The following is a 20567-nucleotide window of genomic DNA, read 5'->3' on the forward strand; positions in this document are numbered from 1 at the left end:
GAGAGCGACAATCGGGTCCCGTCAACGCAGGACGACTTCCCGAATGACCAGCTCCTCCGCCAGTTCCGCGGGGAAACGGAGCCGGATGGCCCGCCAGTCGTGCCCCGGCAGGGAACATTCGGCCCGACGGGCGTTGACCGTACCGACCCGGACAAAATTTTCGCCGTCCCGGGACGCTTCGATCGCGGCGCCGTACGGCACACCGTAGGTTTCCTCGGTCTTGCCGAAACGCAATACCAGAGTTGCGGCCGGCCGTGCCTCCGGCCAGAAAATCGCGAAATACGAAGCCGCCGCCGGCTTCTCCGCACTCCAGGAATAGCAGTAACGGCTCGGAGTCAGGGCTTTTTCCGGAGGGAAGCCCGGATAATGCTTCAAATTGGTGTCGATGACCGCCTGCGGGATAACCGACTGGAACGGCCGTTCCGACAGTGGTTTGGCATAATGGATACCCAGCGAGTTGAAGTAGGGTTCCAGCCGGTCGGTTTTGGCTTTGAAACGATCGTAATCGTGCGGCGTTTCCGGCGGTTGCCACTGGTTTTCGGCGACGGCAAGCAGCCGGGGAAACATATATTGGTCGATTTCATAGGATTCGACCCAACTGGTCCACAGCGGTGCTTCGGTGCCAAGCAGTTGCGGCAGTTCTTCCGGGGCAAGCGTCGGTTCCGGCCGGTATTCGTAAACTTTACGCAGATTCATTTCCGGCAGCCATTCGATGCCCTGCATATGCGCATACGGATAATAGTCCAGATAAAAATACGGATTGTCGCTGCAGATGACCGGCCGTCCGGCGGCGGCGGCCAGTTTGGTTTCCGGGCCGCGCCACCCCTGGACAATGGCGTAATCGGGAATGCCGCGCTCCGGATTTTCCGCCCACATGATCGGCGTTTTGCCGAGTTTGTGCACTTTCCGGCAGATCCGGTTCATGAAATAAAGCTGCAGCATGATTTCGTCCGGCAGTTCTTCTTCCGCCATCCGCTGCCGGCAATGCGGACACTTCGACCAGAGGTCGCGCACCCGCTCGTCGCCGCCGACATGCAGCCACGGGCCGGGGAACAGCGCCGCGGTTTCTTCCAGAATGTGATCGAGCATTTCAAAAACCAGCTCCTTGCCGGCACACAGATTGCGCACATCGTCGGTCTGCCCGGTGAAGTGATAATGCCCCTGCGCGATTTCCCGGTTGCCCAGCGGCGTCCCCTGGCAGGAAAGCTCCGGATAACAATAGATGATGGCGTTGCTGTGGGCCGGCATTTCAATTTCCGGAATGATGGTGATGCCGCGCTCCGCCGCATAAGCGACAATGGTCCGGATGTCATCCCGGGAGTAAAAACCCCCTTCCACTTCGGTCCCCTCGCCGCGGACGGAGCCGACTTCCGTCAGCCGGGGATAACGTTTGATTTCCAGCCGCCAGGCCTGCGTATCGACCAGATGCCAGTGAAAACGGTTGATTTTGATCGCCGCCAGCCAGTCGAGGCACAGTTTGATCCGTTCGACGGACTGGAAATTGCGGGCGGAATCGAGCATGAAGCCGCGCCATTGGAAATGGGGGCAGTCTTCGATGCGTCCGGTCGGCAGCCGGTTGCCGTCCTGCTGCGCCAGCAGTTGGCGCAGAGTCTGCACCGCATAAAGGTAACCGGCGCCGGAAGAAGCCCGGATCAGAAGCCGGCCGGTTTCCAGATCGATGACATAGGCTTCCGGGGCCAGGGAATCGTCCGGTTGGAACCGTACGGCTGCCGCCGGCTGGCCGGTTGCGACCGGACCGGCGACTGCGCGGCGCAGTTCGGTGGCCGCAAATTCGGCTTCCGGCGGAAATTGATAGGAGTCCCGGTCGGTCAGTTGCAGCGTGCCGGCATCGAATGTACAGGATTGCGGGGTCGGCAGCAGGCTGTAGGTTTCCGGTGAAATGCGGTTCATGATCATCCTTTCGGTTGAAGGTTCAGCCGGTGCGGCGGTCAGCAACAGACCAGTCAACTCACCGGCATCATGATGAAAGTGGTTGTAATATTCCTCAATTGGCGGTAAAGGCGATGATGCGTACCGCGTTACCCCGGCAGCCGGCATTGCCGGCAATACGCATGATCAGACGGTGATCGCCGTCCAACAACTGATCGGCCAGTGTGGCGGTATAAGGATAATGCAGTGATTCGCTGAACGGATGCCGGAGTTCCAGCCGCTGCCAGTGGCCGTTGTCGATGCGGTATTCCACCATTCCGGCATCCGGGCCGGCCAGCAGATAAAGGCCGATGGCCCGGCCGGTAAAATCCAGCGCCAACTCGGCGCCCGGCACGTCCGCCGCCAACAACCGCAACTGCCTGAACCGGTCGCGACAGGAACCGGGAAGCGCGGCCCAATCCGGAATTGCGAGCTGCCAATTGCCGTCGGTTTCAGCAAGCGTCGCCGGCAGCAGCCGGCCGTTGTCCAAAGCAAACGGGTCCAGCCGTTCCGGCATCGGCGCCGCTGCCGGCTGCTCTCCGGCGTCAAGGCCGGCGTATTGTGCCCTCAGCAATTCCGTGACGTCGTCGGCATAGAGGGCCGCACCGAACGGAGCGGGATGAACGCCGCCGAAGGTTTCCCAGTCGAATTCGCCGAACGCAATGCGTTCGGCGACATCGGCGGCGAAGTTGACCGACGGCAGACCGTAAGCGTCGGCAATTGCTTCATTGGCGCTGATCTCCTGCGGGGTCTTGCCTTGCCGATAACCGGCGAGGTGCGATTCATTGGCGCAGTAGAGCAGTACGATATCGATCAACGGATTATGGCGTCTGGCCCGGCGGATGATGCCTTCGACGGCGCGCCGTGTCTTTTCCGGCGGGAAGTGGCCGTCCTGGTTGTCATTGACGGCAAATTCAACGAACAGCAGGTCGACTTTGCCGTTTTGAAGAATATCGCTGTCCAGCCGGTAGGCTCCGGTGTCGGAACAGGTCGATCCGATACCGGCATTGATGAAATCGAACCGGCAGTCCGGAAACAATTTCTGCAGGGAAGCTTCAATCCCGGCGCTGTAACCGTTCATTTCAGTGATTGATCCCCCGAGAAACGCCACGCGCCCGGTCGGGTTCCGGAGGAACTGCAGTCCGGAATTGCGCAGTCCCCGCCGCGGCTTGAGAAAGTCGTTTTCACCGAGCGCCCGGCCCTTCAGGAAGTTGACGATGACGGAAGGATTCGGCAGACTGTGCGGATGATGGCCGACTCCGGGCTTGCGGATCACTCTGATACGGCCGCCCAGTTCCCGGTAGCGCCGCTCCAGCAGGTCGGAATTTTCCGTCATCGGCACCACGGTGTCCGCCGTCCCGCAGACATGGAGAAGCGGCACGTCCGCCGCCGCCAGTCCTTCCAGGCCGTCGATCGGATTGTTGTCGAAATGCGGCAGTTCCTCAGCTGTCAGGTTGTATTGCTTCAGCGCGTTGGCCAGGTCGGCCGGCGAACCTTCTCCCTCGCCGAGGCCGCCTGGCCAACTGGCCAGATTGCAAACCGGCGCATCGGCGTAAACGGCGGCAACTTTGTCCGGATTCTGCTTGGCCCAGTTGTAGACGATCAGGCCGCCGCGGCTCATGCCTTCAAGGACCGGCTTGCGGCCAAGGTCGAGTTTTTCGGTCAGGAATCGGTAATAATCATTCCAGTAGCCGACTGCCTCCGGCGATCCGAACAGGTCGGCGACGTCGATGTAAGCCAGGTGCCAGCCGGCCTTCAGCAGGGCAATATCGGTTTGCGGTTCATGGCCAAAAAAACGCGCCCGCCAGATCCACGGCCGGCTGGGAGCCGTTTCGGCGGGAACCGCCAGCAGCGCCGCCCGCCCGGACAGACGGAAGCGATACAGGGGAAAGCCGTGGAAATCGTCGTTTTCGACCGGCTGCGGCAATGTCGAAGCAAGCGTTTGGGGCATGGTGGTATCTCCTGCAGATATTGAGGCGGTGATGACGAGTATTCCGGTAAAACAGCAATGGAAGAAAGGAAGCGACATTTCAGAACAAATCCTTTGGTTGATCAAATCAATCGGGGAAACGGCTATCGGAACATTTTTCGCTTCAGAATTCGGTCGGATAACGAGTTGCTTTTTAAGTAACTTTACTTTTGTCATTATATTAAAGCATTTTTACTCAATTTTGTCAAGCTAGTTTGGCTTATTTTGTGAAAAATGTCAAAAATAAACAATTTATATCAAGTCATTCAGATTACTTTTTAAACTTAAATTAAAGTGATATTTTTACTTTATTAAATTATTTTTTTAAAGTTTTTTCATTCGGGGTATTGACTTCTTTGAAATAATTTGCTATAATTTCCATAAGCTTCAGTGAACGGTACCGGAAAACAAATTAATAAGCATCGGTAAGGAGAATCAGGATGAACACATTGAAAAGAAATTTTACCTTGATTGAACTGTTGGTTGTGATCGCGATTATTGCCATTCTCGCCAGTATGTTATTGCCGGCGCTGGGCAAAGCCAAACAGGCAGCAATGAATATTTCCTGCGTCAATAACGTCAAACAGTGGGGAACGGCGTTGACCATGTATTCCATGGACAATGACGACTGCACCCCCGGTTATCCGAGCGGCTGGATGTGGCCGTATGTGACCACCCCTTTCTTCAAGGATATGGGCATGTTCAATCCGACCAGCGAAACGACCAAAACGCAAAAAGGACCGATGCTCTGCCCGTCGTTTTCTTATCAGGGCGGCCTAGATTCGACCTGGGGACGTGAAGGCGGCTACGACACCTATTTTGTCGCCGACGGTTTTATCGGCTCTTATGCCGTCAACGGGACAAGCGTGAACAGCAAGTTGTCCAAATTGCGTCCGCAAGCGGTCATGACCGGAGAAACCAACCACGTTTACGGCGTCTGTGCCGCTTATTGGAACGGGATGGATTTCTTTGAGGACAATGCGCCGCTGAATCGCCACGGCAATAAGATCAATTATGGCTTCGTCGATACCCATGCGGAAACCTGGACTCTGGCCAAAGCGAAACAGGAAAATACGGAATGGGATGGTCTGTTCAATGCCGATACGACCGCCAATCAGAAATATGATTGAGCTTTTCCAGGCCGGTTCTCTATCGTCTGTTGAAATTTTGCCGCCCGGCAGGGCATTCCGTTCTGCCGGGCGGCGCGGTCAAAAATGAGTTCGTATGCAACGAAAGCAGTGAAATGAAGTTATCCCATAAAATTTTTATCGCCGCTGGCATGATTTTCTGCCAGTCGGCGGCAGTGAAGGCCGCAGAAGCGCATCGGGTCAACGGCGAAATCGTCGACCTTTATCTTGGCAATGACTGGAAAATGCTGGAAGCGGCGGAAGCACCGGAAAACTGGATGAAACCGGAATTCGACGACCGGAATTTTACTGCCGGCTCCCTGACGGACGGCGTTTACTATGCGGCCGGCAACCGGAATTGCGAGACTCCGACCTTTTACCGTCAGCAGGTGGAAATTCCGGCGGAATGGCAGAATCGCCAGTATACGCTGCAGTTACAGTTGCCGGAGGGGGCCCGGCTCTATATTGATGGTGTCGCGGTTGACTCGGCGGCCAATGCCGCCAGAGTGGAATTGAACGACTGGATCAGGCCGGGCGAGAACGGTCTGATTGCCGTGTGTTATCCAGCCGGCAATCGCCGGTTGTACAACTACCGGAATGTTATCCGCCTGACGGCTCCGGAAGTTACCGTCGGCCTGTCGACGCCGCTGCCTCGGAAAGGTCAACCGGTGACGGTTCGTCGCCTGAATGCTTCCCGGCCGGATTTGACGATTACCGCGCCGTCCGGACAGCGGCAGCAATTGACATTCAAGTCCGGCAATGCTATCGTATGGACGCCGCTGGAGTACGGGCTCTATACGCTGTCGGACGGCGAGAAGCAAACCGAAGTGTTCGTCACTGCCACGCCTTTGCAACTGCATCTCTGGGACGGAACGATTTATTCCCGTTACGCCACGACGGTAATGGGGGATCCGCAGGCGCCTGATAATCAAAGTTACCGGCAGCGGGGAGTCAAACTGGTGGCTTGGGCGGGCGGCGAATACCTGGGGCGGGAATCGCTGGGCGCCGAACGCCTGCTGGTTCCGGAGCAATGGGTGGAAAATTGGAAATCGACGCTGGATTATGACGGCATGGCATTGGACGAACTCTATCTGGGGGTCGAGGACAGCCATCATATCCTGCCGACTCTGGCGTTGCCTTTGTTCGAAGAACTGGTGCCGGAGGATTATGAGTTCGGCGTGTACTTTTGCGGTGTGGAGCCGGCGGCGGTGGCCGGCGGCTGGCTGATCCGTTCGATGCTCGACGACCGGGTGGTGTTGTTGGAAGAGTGTTATTCGTTCGGCTATCCGGTCTGGTGGAAGCGGTGGAGCGACATCAGTATGCAGCGGTTCGAGCAATCCACGCTGCTGTCGCTGGCAACCGGCATTCTGCTGGACAAGCCGGAGCCGGTCGACAATGCGACCTATACGGTTGACAAACTGCGGGAAACGGTGGCGATGGCCCGCCGCATTGCGCCGCACATGGCGGGAATTTCTTTCTTCAACGCGTATAACCGGGGCGACCTGGATGCTTGGATCGATCAAGTTTTTGAAGAGTATTTCCTGGGCGCGGTGGTTTATTTCGAACCGCATGGCGGGCAACTGCGGGTCTGGAATATCGGCCAGAGCGATGCCGGAGACGTGACAATTCTGTTTCAGGATGAAAGTGGAACGGTCTTGAACCGCCAGGTGCTGAACCGTTTGACGCCTGACGAGTTCGTGACGTTGACGGTGCCTCCGCAGGCCGGGCAGGTCGGCATCGAACAGCCGGAAAAAATGACGTCGCTGTATGCCGGAAATGTATTCCGGCTGCCGGCCGATCTGGATCCGCTGCAGGTGGAATATTCTTCCATCGCCAACGGCTCAACGCTGGAACGGCTCGATGGCAATGTCCGGCTGGCGTTCCGGTTCAGCAAACCGCTTGATCCGGCCACGGTCAAGAGTGAAAACGTGTCATTGAACGGCGCGGCCACCGGACCGGCGGCGGTGACGGTGGAATACGATCCGGCGACCTTGACGCTGGTGGTTGCCGGAAAATTACCGGAAGATTATTACTCGTTGTTCCTGCGGGGCGGCGAAACCGGATTGCGCGCTGAAGACGGCAGCCGGCTGGACGGCTCCGGAAACGGTTTTATCGAAATGGAACCGGAATGCTATTTGGGCGTAGACGACTATCCGCTGCACTTTATTTTTCGGCATCGGATTTAATTTGACGACTTAGGAAGAGGATCATCCCATGAATCGGTTACGGTTTCGCCAGGTACATCTGGATGCGCACACCTCGGAATTCATTCCCGGGGTCGGCAGCGGTTTCGACAAACGGCAATGGCAGGAAACGCTGCAGCGTGCGATGGTCGATTCCATCACCTGCTTTTCCTGCTGCCACCACGGTTGGAGCTATCATCCCACCGCAGTTGGCTGCCGGCATCCGCAACTGACGACCAATCTGCTGCGCCTGCAGATGGATGCCTGCCATGAAATTGGCGTCAATGTGCCGATTTACCTGACGGCCGGACTGAACAATTATGCGGCGGCGCAACATCCGGAATGGCGGGAAATTACCGCCGACGGGCAATATGCCGGTTGGGCTTCCGGGCCGCTGCAGCCCGGTTTCCACAAGATGTGTTTCAACACGCCGTATCTGGATTACCTGGTGCGCCTGATCGAAGAAGCCGTGACGATGTTTCCGGACGCCGACGGGGTTTTCCTTGATATCATTCATCAGGGGGAATGCTGCTGTCCGAAATGCATGGCCGACATGCTTGCCGGCGGCTATGATCCGTCCGATCCGTCCGACCGGCGGTTGTTTGCCGCCGGCATCCTTGAACGCTACTTTGCCCGATCCACTGCCGCGGCCCGCAGCCGGAACAGCCAGATGCCGATTTTCCACAACAGCGGCCACGTCAGTCCGGCCTGGCTGCCGAAATTGCGCTATTTCAGTCATCTGGAACTGGAAAGCCTGCCGACCGGCGGCTGGGGGTATGACCATTTCCCGCAGACGGCGGCCTTTGCTGCGTTGACCGGAATGGATTACCTGGGCATGACCGGGAAATTTCACTCCAGCTGGGGTGAATTCGGCGGCTTCAAGCATCCGAACGCCCTGCGCTACGAATGCGGCGCCATGCTGGCGGTCGGCGCCCGCTGCAGCATCGGCGACCAACTGCATCCGACCGCCCGGCTCAATGAAAGCACCTACGAACTTATCGGCGCCGCGTACCGCGAGGTTGCGGCTAAAGAACCGTGGTGCGCCGATTCGCAGAAATGTTCGGAAGTCGGCGTATTGACGCTGGAGGGATTTTCCGATTCGATCCGGGCTTTAAACGCGCCCGGCGACATCGGAGCCGGCCGACTGCTGCTGGAAGCCCAACTGCAATTCGATATCCTGGCGCCTTCGATGAATTTCGACGGCTACCGGCTGTTGATTCTGCCGGATGAAATCCCGGTGGACGAAACATTGCGGGCCCGGTTGAACACCTATCTGGCCCGGGGCGGCAAGCTGCTGTTGTCCGGGGACAGCGTCCTGCGGGAGGACGGTAACGGCTTCTGGCTGGATATCGGCGCGAAAGACGGCGGGCCCGGTGAATTCAATCCGACCTATCTGTGGCCGGAGCAAGCGCTGCAGCCGGATTTCTGCCACGAACCTTTCGTCGTCTACGGCGCCGCCCGCCAATTGCACTTGACCGACGGCGAAGAGCTGAGCCGGATCGTCGAACCGTATTTCAACCGTGATTACCGTCATTTCAGTTCGCATCAGCATACGCCGAACCGTCTGGAAGCTTCCGGCCTGAGCGGCGCGGTACGCAAGGGGAATGTGGTTTATCTGGCCCATAAGCTGTTCGGAATTTACCGGCAGGTCGGCGCGGTAACGATCCGGCAGCACCTGACCAAAGTGGTGCGCCAACTGCTCGGCGAAGCGCTGCTGGAAACCTCGCTGCCGTCCTTGGGGCGGGCGACGTTGCGGCGGCAGCCGGCGGAGAACCGCCTGATCGTCCATCTGCTTTACGCCGATCGGGCAATCCGGGGCGGCAGTGCTCCGGACAATCCCTGCTTCGCCGATCCGGTGGAGGTGATCGAAGAACTGCTGCCGGTGTTCGGCATCGATTGTTCGGTCGCGGTTGGCGGACCGGTCCGGGCGGTCCGGCTGGTGCCGGAAAAACGGGAGCTGCCGTTTGAATGCTCGGCGGGCCGTTGCCGGTTCACGGTCCCGAAAATACTGGGGCATCAGATGATAGCCATTGAACTAGGTTGAAACGCGGCCGAAAAAATGTGGCAAAAACAAGGGCGATGTCATTTTCAATTTGCAACTTTAGTGTTAAAGTAGAACAGGGTTTAAGAGAACTTTATTTTGAAGAAAGAAACATAAAATGCCGAAAAAGCGAGCCACATTGTCCGACATTGCCAAAATAGCGGGAGTGACGCCGACCGCTGTTTCGATGGTATTCCGTAATAAGCCGGGCGTTTCCAAACAGATGCGCCAGCGTATCCTGACGCTGGGCCGGGAATTGCAGTATGTGCCGCTCCAGCAGAACACTCCGGCATTTGAAGAAGAACGTTCGGAATTTTATCAGCTCGGTTTCGTATCCACCTCGCAGGATGAACCGAAATTGAGCGGCCGGGGCAGCAGTTATCTGAACACCATTCTGAACGGCTGTCTGTCCAAGGCCGAAGAACTGCACTGCAGTGTAACCCTGATTACCGCCAGCTCCGCGCAGATTCAGGCGGGAGTCCTGCCGGTGGCGCTGCGCAGCCGGCAGTTGGACGGTTTGATCGTCCGCAGCTTTTTGGAGCCGGAAGTCATGGAAATGCTGAAAGCGCAGCAGTTGCCGGTCGTCCTGCTTGACTGCTGCCGGCCGTATCCAATGTTCTCTCAGATCAACATCAACAATTTTCACGGTATGATGCTGCTGGTCAATCATCTGAAAGAACGCGGCGCGCAACGGCTGGCCGTAATCACCGGCGACATGGAACACCTGAATTCCCAGGAGCGGCTGGCCGGACTGCAGTTCCATGCCTGGTCGGCCGGGCTGGAGTTGCCGCCGGAAAATATTATCATCGAACACGGTTACGGCGAAACCTCCGGCCAGCGCGGCGTTCAGCAATTGCTCGACAACGGCTGCCGGTTCGATACCCTGCTCGGCCAGAACGACTTGATTGCCATCGGCGCGCTGGAAACATTGCGCCGCAACGGCCTGAAGATTCCGCAGGATATCCGGCTGGCCGGTTTCGACAATATGGAATTTTCGGAGCTGCTGCCGCGTTTGACCGGCGTCGACAGTCAAGCCGCCGAAATGGGGGCGACCGCCGTCTACCAGTTGTATAATATGCTGCGCAACCGCAATTCGATGCCGTTTCAGATCCGGGTCATGCCGAGCCTGGTGGTCGGGCAGACCACCTGATGGCGTTGGCTTAAATCTTTTTCCGGCCGAATTTTTCCGGCACTTTTCTGAATTTCCCCGACCGGTGGAAATTCGGCGCTCGATTGCCGTCTTGAAATCCGATTGTTTCATATTGAAATATATTATTCCCATTGATGAATGAACCCAAACAACAAGGATGCAGAATCATGGCGATTACAAAGAATCCGTCACACCGCTTCTCTCCCCGACTGGTGGTCAAACGGCGGACCGACCGGTTGATGGAACTGGCGGAGTGTATGGATACCCATCGACACGCTCAGCGCGTTTGGTCCAATCCAGGCAGGTGGCAACTGGCTGGAATTTCAGGCCTGGCGGCGGCGGCATGGTCGGCATTTTTTACAGAAAAGGAGACAGAATGATGAATTTATTGCAAGTTGCTCTGGGGGCCGTGCTGCTGGGCGGCCTGTCGGTCAAGGCCGATGAATTTTACCGCGACACCGTATTTCCGAAAGTGGATCAGCCGTTCAAACTGGTTTACCAGGCTGACGAGCCGACCGGGACGGTCGTGCTGAAGGTGGTGGATTTGAAGGGACAGCCGGTGGCGGAGCAGACGGTCGAACTGACCGATGGCCGCGGCGAATGGGAATTGCAGTTCGATCGTACCGCCCAGTATCGGGCAACGGCCGAACATGACGGCCGGAAGCATGAAATTATGTTGCCGGTGGTAACGCCGAAACGGGAGTTGAATTTCGTCTATTTCGGTTTTGGCGAAAGCGACAATCCGCTGGATTGGCAGGAGTTTGCCACCTTGTATACCGTTGTGCCCCGGGCGGTGCAGGAACCGCTCCGGGCGCGCGGAATCAAAGCGTTGAAATGGAGTTACGGCGGCAATTACATCAGCCTCGAAGCAGAAAAGAAATTGGGGGAAGCCGGCGTGTCGGTCTCGCCGGAAGTGGCGCGCGAATTGGGCAAGAAAATAATGCTGCAGAATTTCGATGCCGCTCGGGCCGAAGGCTGGGATGGTTACGGCATGGATGAATTCGGCGGCTACATCGGTTCGAAATCTGAGGCGCAGAACATCGGTTTTCTCCACGGCATCGCCGATGCGAATTTGCCGAAGGAGTTTATTTTGGCCGCCTGGCAGGCCGGCTGTCCCAGCGCCGAACTGCTGGGAACTTACAAGGATAAGGTCGATTTCCTGCTGCTGGAATCTTATGTCCTGGAAATTGTGCCGGAACAACTGGGACTGGAACGGATGGATCACGACCTGGCCGGCCGGCTGGCCGATGCCCGGATGCTGGACCTGTTCACGGCACCGTATGACAGCCGCTGTCGCGTGTTGCCAACCATCGAATTGACGGACAGTCTGCCGGTGCGGGAATATGAAAACTACCTGCGGCTGCAGCGCCGGGAATTTCCGGAAGTACGCGGCGTCGGCTTTTTCAACATCCTCAAGGAGAAGAAAGATCATTACAAGCTGGTCGACCGGATGTGCTACGATTATTTTGTGCGGCCGGTGTTGACATTCCAGCCGGATGCGCTGGTGTTCGACCGGTATGGTTCGGGCAAAGTGGTGGCTGCCGTCAGCAATATCGGTGCGATCGACAGCGGCGAAGTTTCCCTGCGGCTGCTGGCCGACGGCCAGGAAGTCGCCAGAGCCGCCGTACCGCAGGTGCCGGCCGGTTACAGCCGCCTGGACAACCGTAGCGCGGTAGAGTTCGACTGGAGTCCGGAACCGGGCCTGCACCAGGTGCGGGCGGAATTGGTTTCGGCTCCCGACTGCACGGTAATCGATCCGGCCGTCGAACTGGAAATCTGGAATTGAAAAAAACAAACAGGAACGGTCGCCAAAATGATGGAACGAGCTGCATGGATGAGCGGGAAGTACGGTTTAATGGTACATTCTCTGCTTACCGGAAGTGTTGTGGAATCCGACCGGAAAGCCGCCGATATCAATCCGGCGGCGGAAGCGGCCACCTGGAATCTGGGGATTTTTTCCAAAATCGGCGCCTTGGGATTGCTACAGCAAATTGAGCATCAATGGGATGGAAAAGAGCGACAATACGGTGGTGACGACGATCGCCTGACCGGCGAAATCGGTACAGCCGCCGTAACGCTGGGTGATCAGGACCGAGCTGGAAGAAACCGGCATCAGCGCGACGACGAAGGTTACTTCGTAGACCTCCCGCGGCAGCGGCAGCAGTTTCAGCGCCAGGACGATCAGCAGCGGCAGCAGCACCAGCCGGACGGCCGACAGATAGAAAACGTCGAATTTGTAATGGAAAATTTTGCCGGCGCTGTTGTAGATGGCCGCACCGATCAGCAGCAGCATGACCGGCACCGAGGCGTCGCCGATGCTGCGGGCGGTGTTGGCCAGCACCGTCGGAATCGGGAGACCGAGAAAGGAGACGAACAGCGCGGCGGCCACCGCCAGCAGATTGATCGAAAAAATATTCTTGATCGATTGACTCAGGCCGCTGCCGCCGAGGGTCAGAACCCCGATCGTCCAGAAGCCGATCGTCGAACCGACGTTCATCAGCAGCAACAGTGATACGTAATGTTCGCCCCAGATTTTGTCGAGCACGATCAGCGGCAGAAAGACGTAGTTGTTGACCGCGCAGAAATGGTGAAACGTCGCCAGCCGCGCCGGCGTCCGGCCGCGCATGCCCCGGCGCAGCCCGAATCCGGCCAGCGCGCCGAACGCCATCAGTGCGAAGCCGAGCACCGGCATCAGCCACAGATCGTTGAGCCGGGAAGGATCGAAATTGCGGGTGATCGATGAAAATACCATCAGCGGAAACATCAGATCAAGGGTGAGACGGCCCAGTCGCGGCAGATCGCCCGGCTGCAGAAATTGGTAGCGCATCGCCAGCGCGCCGAGTCCGAAGGCCAGAAACGTTTCGACGATCGCCAGGAAAACATTCAACATCAAATCCATGAAAACGATAACTCCAGCGAACCAAAAGCCCGCCCGGAGGTTTGACTTTCCGGGCGCCTGACTGTTCCGACCGGCCGCTTCAGCCGAGATATGGCTTCAGGTATTGTCCGGTATGGGATTTTTTGCATCTGGCTAGCTCCTCCGGCGTTCCCGCCTTGATCAGCCGGCCGCCGGCCGCCCCGCCTTCCGGGCCCATGTCGATGACGTAATCGGCCGTCTTGATGACGTCCAGATTGTGTTCGATGACCAGGATGGTGTTGCCGAGATCCCGCAGGTGCAGCAGCACCTTCAGCAACTGGTCGATGTCGGCCAGGTGCAAGCCGGTGGTCGGTTCATCCAGGATATAGATGGTGTGACCGCGCGGAATCCTGGCCAGCTCGGTCGCCAGCTTGACCCGCTGCGCTTCGCCGCCGGACAGCGTCGTCGCCGGCTGTCCGAGGTGGATATAACCCAACCCGACTTCCTGCAGCGTCCTGAATTTCCGCATCAGCGGCGGCACCGCCTCGAAAAATTCCACCGCCTGGTTGACGGTCAGATCGAGCACCTCGGCGATGTTCAGCTTCTTGTAACGCACACTCAAGGTTTCCGCGTTGAATCGCTTGCCGCCGCAACTGGCGCACTCGACGTAAACGTCGGAGAGGAACTGCATTTCGATCTTCTTGATGCCGTCGCCCCTGCACTCTTCACAACGGCCGCCTTTGACGTTGAAACTGAACCGGCCGGGCTGGTAACCGCGCACTTTGGATTCCGGCAGCTCGGCATAAAGTTTGCGGATCAGTCCGAACGCTTCGGTGTAAGTCGCCGGATTGGAACGCGGCGTCCGGCCGATCGGCGTCTGGTCGATGACGATCGCCTTGTCGATAAACTCCAGTCCTTCGATGGCATCGTGGTCGCCGGGTTCGGCGTCCAGCAGGCCCATCCGTTTGTTCAAAGCCCGGACCAGAATTTCGTTGACCAGCGAACTTTTGCCGGAACCGGAGACGCCGGTGACGCAGCAGAATGTCCCCAGCGGAATGCTGACGTCGATATTTTTCAGATTGTTCTGCCGGGCGCCGCGGATCGTCAGGCGTTTGCCGTTGCCGGTCTGCCGTTGCGCCGGCACCGGGATGAACCGCCGCCCGGACAGGTAATCGCCGGTCAGCGACTGCGGCGCCGCGGCGATCGCTTCCGGCGGACCGGCGGCCACCAGTTCGCCGCCGTGCCGTCCGGCGCCGGGACCGATGTCCAGCACGTAATCCGCCGCCCGGATGGTATCCAGATCGTGTTCGACAACGACGACGGTATTGCCCAGGTCGCGCAATTGCTTCAAGGTCGCCAGCAGCCGGTCGTTGTCGCGCTGATGCAGCCCGATGCTCGGTTCGTCGAGGATATACAGCACGCCGACCAGCGCGCAGCCCAGCTGGGTGGCCAGCCGGATGCGCTGCGCCTCGCCGCCGGACAGCGTGCCGCTGACCCGGTTCAGCGCCAGGTAGGACAAGCCGACATCCTGGAGGAATTGCAAGCGCGAACCGATTTCCCGCAGGGCTTCTTCGGCGATTTTGCGCTCCTCGACGCCCAACCGGATGTGGCGGATGAACTCCAGCGCATCGTCGACCGGCAGGGCGTTGAATTTGTCGATGGCCATGCCGTCGACCGTTACCGCCAGGCTGACCGGATTGAGCCGGGCGCCGTGGCAGACCGGACAGGGGCGCGGCGACAGATAACTCTGCAGCCGCTCCCGCACCGAATCGCTCTCGGTTTCGCCGAGCCGCCGCTGCAGATTGGCCAGAACTCCTTCGAACGGCTTGCTCCAGTGGAATTTGCGGCCACGGATGTGGTAGTCGAATTCGAGCGGCTTGCTGCCGCTGCCGTAAAGGATCAGGTGCTGGATGGCTTCCGGCAGCTTTTCGAACGGCGTTGTCAGCATTTTCGGCTCATTCCAGGCTTCCGCCAGCTTGCGGAGCAGCAGATTGTAATAGATGATCAGATGCCGGGGGCCGCGCCGCCAGCCGGGGATGGCGCCGTCCTTGATCGACAGCGAACGGTCCGGGATGACCAGTTGAGGGTCCATGACCATCTGGACGCCGAGGCCGTTGCAGGCCGGGCAGGCGCCGTACGGGCTGTTGAACGAGAAGTTGCGCGGCAGCAATTGGCCGAAGCTGATTCCGCATTCCAGACAGGCCAGGTGTTCGCTCAACTGCTCTTCCAGCCAGGCCGGTCCGTCCGCTTCCGGATTTTCCTGCAGAAGGGTGAGGACCCCTTCGCCGTGTTTCAGCGCCAGTTCCACCGAATCGCTCAGACGAATCCGGTCGATCTGGCCCGACACCAGCCGGTCGACGACGGCCTCGATCGTATGTTTTCTGGTCTTTTCCAGCGCCGGAATTTCCTCTTCGAGCAGCCGTATTTCACCGTCGACCCGGGCCCGGACGAAACCTTCGGCACGCATCTTTTCAAAGATGTCCCTGTGTTCCCCTTTGCGGCCGGCGACGAACGGAGCCAGCAGCATCAGTTTCCGGCCGGCCGGCAGCGCCTCGATGGTGTCGCAGATCGCTTGGGCCGATTGCGGTTTCAGCTTGCGGTCGCAATGCGGACAGTGCGGCACTCCGACATGGGCGTAGAGGAGGCGCAGGTAGTCGTAAATTTCGGTGACGGTGGCGACGGTCGACCGCGGTGAAGCCCCGGCGGACCGCTGTTCGATGGCGATGGCCGGTGACAATCCTTCGATATGATCGACTTTCGGCTTCTGCAGCCGGTCGAGAAACTGCCTGGCATACGCCGACAGACTTTCCACATACCGGCGCTGTCCCTCCGCGTACAGTGTATCAAAGGCGAGCGAACTCTTGCCGGACCCGGACAAACCGGTGATGACCACCAGTCGATTGCGGGGAATTTCCACATCGATGGATTTGAGATTGTGCTGGGCCGCACCTTTGATGGTAATTTTATCAAGCATATTATTTTATTCTCCTGTAAACTACGCTACAGACAACAAGCCACGCCAAATGGCAGCGCCGGAAAATCGGGGAAACCATAATCTACATCTTTTCCGGCAAAAAGAAAACCGGATTTGCCGTTTCCTGCCGTCTATTTTCCAGCCGGCCCGGCAATTGACCTGACGTTGTTATTTGTATTTTCTTGAAACGGCGGTAAAATATAGAGCATGAGGAAATGCGTAACCGAGTGATTTTTCGGATTTTTCACGGGAGGAGGAGTGCGATGAAAAATCTTCGTCATTGGCTGCCGGCGGCGTTGATTCTGCTGCTCGGCGGCTGCCATACCGCTGCGCCGCCGGCGGTGGAGTTGTTGAGCGATACCTATGGTCCGGCCAACCGGGAGGCCACCGATCGGATGCTGGCCGGACTCAAGGAACTCAAATTGCGGGACGCCCAGGAAATTGCCGTGCTCAACAACCAGAACTATCTGGCGGCCGGGCAGGCGGTTTATGCGGCGAAAATGCGTTATTACCAGTCGTTGGGGGCGTTTTTGCCGCAAATTACCGCCGGGACCGATGCCGGCCAGCACTTGAACTGGCACAATCACCTGGAAAATCAATTGATGGACGAACCCGGCCGGCGTTATAATTTCACCAGCATGACCAATGTCACCGCCAGCTGGCTGCTGTTCGACGGACTCGGCCGGGAATTTGCCATGCTGGCCCGCGAGAGCGGCTTCCGGCGGGAAATGGCGATGGAGATGAAGACCAAATGCATGTTGCGCCGGGCGGTCGCCTATGCCTATTTCGACTGGCAACTGGCGGCGGAAATCGACCGGATTCAACAGGACAACCGCCAGTTTCAGCAAACGATGCGGCAGGAGGCCGAAACCGGTTTTGAAGCCGGCCGGCGGGTGCGGGATGAAGTGCTGAACTTTCAGTTGCAGCAGGGCTTTGCCCAAACCGACATCATTCAGGCGCGATACCAGCAGGAAATTGCCGGTTACGCGCTGGCGCAATTGATGGGGTATGCCGAAGGGCGGCTGCCGGCGCATCTGGAATTGACCGGACTGGAAGGCAATCTGCGGCCGATTCCCTATTCGGCGGACCTCTGTTTGGACATCGCGCTGCACAACAGCCCGATCATGCACATCATGGAGGAGACGCTGAAGATGGCCGAGTACGAGAAATACCGCTCCTACAGCGCTTTTTCACCGCAGATTTACGCTTACAGCCAGTTTGACTACGCCGCTTCTTCTTCGCGCTACCAGGATTTCCGTTTCGACCGCAACTATTACGACGGGCCGGGCGTCAGTTACGGCGTGCGCGCCGAATGGATGATCTTCAACGGCTTCGCCCGCTACAATGCGATGCGCGAACAACAGGCGGCTTACGCGGCGACCCGATACCGGATGGCGGAAACCTATCTGGAAATCGTCAACGACATTCTGGCCGGCTATGCCTGGTACCAAAGCTGTCTGGAACAGGCCAAGGTTTACCGGGAACTGTTGGCGGCGGCCCGGGAACAGCGCGAGCTGGTCGTCGAACGCTACCGCCAACGCGACGAATCGGTCGACCGGGTCGACCGGGCGCAGAGCAATCTGATCCAGGCGCAGACTCGTTATGCCGAACTGGTGACCAATATGAAAAAAGCGGTCGCTCAGCTGGAAGCGATCATGATGATCGATATTTTCGAGTGACCGCCGTTGCCGCGACCCGGAATGCTACCGTTTGGCCGCTTCCGGCTCCCAGCCGTCCCAGCAGTAAGTGCAGACCTGCTCGCGCGGCAGGCCGATCGCGCCCAGCAATTTCTCCAGCTTCTGATATTTCAAGCTGTTCAAATTGAGTTCCTTGCGGACTTCTTCGACCATGCTTTCATATTCCGGCGAACCGTATTCAAGATATTTGGCGATGGTCGCATCGTCGCATTTGCCATTTTCCAGCCGCTCGATTGCCCGCCGGGCGGCGAGGTCGAGTTCGGAACGCGAACGGGAAAAATTGAGGAATTTGCAGCCGAAAACCAACGGCGGCGAAGCGGAACGCATATGTACTTCCTTGACGCCGTATTCGTAAAGCCGGGTGACGGTATCTTTGAGTTGAGTACCGCGGACGATGGAGTCGTCGCAGAAGAGCAGGCGTTTGTTTTCGATCAAGCCCGGCACCGGAATCAGCTTCATCTTGGCGACCAGGCTGCGGACCTGCTGGTTCTGCGGCATGAAACTGCGCGGCCAGGTCGGCGTGTATTTGACGAAAGCGCGTTGGTAGGGTTTGCCGGAGGCGGTGGAGTAACCGATGGCATGGGCGATGCCGGAATCCGGAATGCCGCAGACGGCGTCGAATTCCAAATCGTCGTCATCAGCCATGATTTTACCGTTCGTATAGCGGACCGTTTCGGTATTGACCCCTTCATAGGAACTGGACGGGTAGCCGTAATACACCCAGAGGAACGCGCAGATCTGCATCGTGTCGCCGGGCGCTTTTTTCTGGACGATCTGGTCGGCGGTAATCTGGACGATTTCGCCGGGGCCGAGTTCATATTTCAACTGGTAATCGAGGTTGGGAAAGGCGGTGGTTTCCATCGTGACGGCAAAGGCGCCCTCTTTTTCGCCGATGATCACCGGCGTGCGGCCGAAACGGTCGCGGGCGGCGTAGATGGTGTTGCCGAGCAGCAGCAGCAGGGAACAGGAGCCGTCGATTTTCTGCTGGGCGTGCTGGATGCCGGCCGGGATGTTGTCCTTCTGGTTGATCAGCGTCGAAACCAGCTCGGTCGGGTTGAGTTCCCCGTCGCTCATCTCCGAAAAATGGGTGTTGGTACAGCCGGACGTGAACGCTTCATGCACCAGCTCTTTGAGGTTGTTGATCTTGCCGACCGTGACGATCGCATAGGTGCCGAGCCGCGAACCGATGATCAGCGGCTGGTCTTCGTAATCGCTGATGACGCCGATGCCGGTCGAGCCGATGAATTCATCCAGATCGTCGTCGAATTTGGAGCGGAATTGCGCGTTGGTGATGTCGTGGATGCTCCGGATGATTTTCCCCTCCGGAGACGTGACGGCCATTCCGCCGCGCTTGGTCCCGAGGTGCGAATGGTAATCAATGCCGTAAAACAGGTCGCTGACGCAATCCGTTTTGGCCGCTACGCCGAAAAAACCGCCCATATCGAATGTGTCCTTGTGGGGTTTACTGTGATGGTTGTGAAATACTATACCATAAAAAAAGACTTTTTTCAATCGTTGCGGCCGGTGAATCGGTTGATATCGGGAAATTTTTTGATTTCATTGGCTTATCCAGGTGAAATCCGGTTTGCATATCGGTCTTTTTCGTCTATCCTAAAGAATAGGAACGAATAGGGCCGGGTGGGAGGATTCGATGCAGAACAAATTGGATTATCCGTATTTCTTTGACGCCATCACTCTGGAGGAGCCTTTGCCGTTTTTCTGCCGCAGCCTTCACCGCCATCCGGATTGGGAGATCGTCCGGCTCCACATCCACCAGGTGCCGGAAATCGGCTGCTGCCTGCGGGGGGACGGCATCTTCATCATCGGCGGCAAAACCTACACCTTCAAAGCCGGCGACTGCGTGGTCATCACGCCGCACGAACCGCATTTCGCCCAGAGCATGCTCGGCACTTCCAGCGAGTGGCGCTGGCTTTATTTCGATCCGGAACGAGCGCTGTTTCCGGCTTTCGGTCAGTTGGAATTGAGCAACTTCAGCCATTTTTACGGGGAAAACTTCCACAATCTGTTTTCGCCGTCCCAGCAGCCGGAACTCTGCCGGATCATCGGCCGGCTGATCGCGGTCGCCGATAATCGCGACGAACCGTTCCGTCAGCCGCACATCCTGGCGCTGCTGGCGCTGTTCACCATCGAATTGCATAAAATTCAGGCGACCGGCCGCAGGTACGACAATGCCAATACGACGCTTCACCAGCTCAGCCGGGTCAACCTGGCGGTGCAGTATCTGGTCAACCATTTCCGGGAAAAGGTCGAAATCGCCAAGCTGGCGGCGCTGTGCGGCCTCAGCCCGACTCATTTTCGCCGCGTTTTCCTGCAGGCGACCAGCAAAACGCCGCTGGATTATCTGCAGCATTTGCGCATCACGATGGCGATGGCTGAATTGCGCAGCCAGGGCAGGTATTCGATTTCCGAGACGGCGTTGCGCTGCGGTTATGATTCCATTTCCAGTTTCAACCGGCAATTCAAGCGCATTACCGGCCAGCAGCCGCGGCAGTGGCAGAAGGAGCAGCAACAGACGGCGGAGCAGAAGGACCGTCAATTTCCGCCCTTTATTCTCGACAAGGCAAACCAGTAGCCGGCCGGCTGGCCGGCTGATGTTCCATAATTTTTCAGGAGAGAAAG

Annotated in this window: 13 protein-coding genes; 8 read left to right on the plus strand and 5 right to left on the minus strand. The window is 57.9% G+C overall.

What is annotated here, in order from left to right; all coding sequences use genetic code 11:
• Positions 1-21: 21 nt before the first annotated feature.
• Both HWX74_RS07385 and HWX74_RS07390 read right to left on the minus strand, forming a co-directional pair.
• Entirely contained in the window at positions 22-1911 is a 1890-nt protein-coding gene (locus HWX74_RS07385) for a beta-N-acetylhexosaminidase (RefSeq protein ID WP_176012930.1), read from the minus strand.
• A 94-nt stretch (positions 1912-2005) separates the two neighbouring features.
• On the minus strand, positions 2006-3880 hold the full coding sequence (locus HWX74_RS07390; RefSeq protein WP_176012931.1) for a GDSL-type esterase/lipase family protein: 1875 nt from the start codon (positions 3878-3880) through the stop codon (positions 2006-2008).
• A gap of 458 nt (positions 3881-4338) precedes the next feature.
• Here HWX74_RS07390 and HWX74_RS20470 point away from each other — a divergent pair, with 458 nt between their 5' ends.
• From HWX74_RS20470 to HWX74_RS07420, 6 genes are all read left to right on the plus strand, one after another.
• On the plus strand, positions 4339-5028 hold the full coding sequence (locus HWX74_RS20470) for a type II secretion system protein (protein WP_176012932.1): 690 nt from the start codon (positions 4339-4341) through the stop codon (positions 5026-5028).
• A 113-nt stretch (positions 5029-5141) separates the two neighbouring features.
• Positions 5142-7211: a hypothetical protein gene (locus tag HWX74_RS07400; protein ID WP_176012933.1), complete on the plus strand. Its 2070-nt coding sequence runs from the start codon at positions 5142-5144 to the stop codon at positions 7209-7211.
• Between the two features lie 28 nt (positions 7212-7239).
• A complete protein-coding gene (locus HWX74_RS07405) occupies positions 7240-9252 on the plus strand; it encodes an alpha-amylase family protein (RefSeq protein WP_176012934.1) in 2013 nt (670 codons plus the stop codon).
• A gap of 115 nt (positions 9253-9367) precedes the next feature.
• Entirely contained in the window at positions 9368-10399 is a 1032-nt protein-coding gene (locus tag HWX74_RS07410; protein ID WP_176012935.1) for a LacI family DNA-binding transcriptional regulator, read from the plus strand.
• A 167-nt stretch (positions 10400-10566) separates the two neighbouring features.
• Positions 10567-10779 (plus strand): hypothetical protein, encoded by a 213-nt coding sequence (locus HWX74_RS07415; RefSeq protein WP_176012936.1) that lies wholly within the window; start codon positions 10567-10569, stop codon positions 10777-10779.
• Positions 10776-12185 carry a hypothetical protein gene (locus HWX74_RS07420; protein WP_176012937.1) on the plus strand — a complete coding sequence of 470 codons (1410 nt, stop codon included), beginning with the start codon at positions 10776-10778 and terminating at the stop codon, positions 12183-12185. The genes HWX74_RS07415 and HWX74_RS07420 overlap by 4 nt, the downstream gene beginning before the upstream one ends.
• 195 nt (positions 12186-12380) lie before the next feature.
• Here HWX74_RS07420 and HWX74_RS07425 read toward each other — a convergent pair whose 3' ends face one another.
• Both HWX74_RS07425 and uvrA read right to left on the minus strand, forming a co-directional pair.
• Positions 12381-13298 carry an AEC family transporter gene (locus HWX74_RS07425; protein ID WP_176012938.1) on the minus strand — a complete coding sequence of 306 codons (918 nt, stop codon included), beginning with the start codon at positions 13296-13298 and terminating at the stop codon, positions 12381-12383.
• Between the two features lie 79 nt (positions 13299-13377).
• The gene (gene uvrA, locus HWX74_RS07430; RefSeq protein WP_176012939.1) at positions 13378-16230 is read right to left on the minus strand and encodes an excinuclease ABC subunit UvrA; all 2853 of its coding nucleotides are present in this window, start codon (positions 16228-16230) and stop codon (positions 13378-13380) included.
• 263 nt (positions 16231-16493) lie between these two features.
• On the opposite strand from uvrA, the gene HWX74_RS07435 reads away from it, so the two are divergent.
• Positions 16494-17909 (plus strand): TolC family protein, encoded by a 1416-nt coding sequence (locus tag HWX74_RS07435; protein ID WP_176012940.1) that lies wholly within the window; start codon positions 16494-16496, stop codon positions 17907-17909.
• A 24-nt stretch (positions 17910-17933) separates the two neighbouring features.
• Here the strand turns inward: HWX74_RS07435 and HWX74_RS07440 are convergent, their stop codons facing one another.
• Positions 17934-19367, minus strand: a complete 1434-nt coding sequence (locus HWX74_RS07440) for an amidophosphoribosyltransferase (protein ID WP_176012941.1) — start codon at positions 19365-19367, stop codon at positions 17934-17936.
• 211 nt (positions 19368-19578) lie between these two features.
• Here HWX74_RS07440 and HWX74_RS07445 point away from each other — a divergent pair, with 211 nt between their 5' ends.
• Positions 19579-20520, plus strand: coding sequence for an AraC family transcriptional regulator (locus tag HWX74_RS07445; protein ID WP_176012942.1), 942 nt, complete (start codon positions 19579-19581; stop codon positions 20518-20520).
• Positions 20521-20567 lie beyond the last annotated feature (47 nt).

The organism is Victivallis sp. Marseille-Q1083 (genome assembly GCF_903645315.1).
GTDB lineage: Bacteria > Verrucomicrobiota > Lentisphaeria > Victivallales > Victivallaceae > UMGS1518.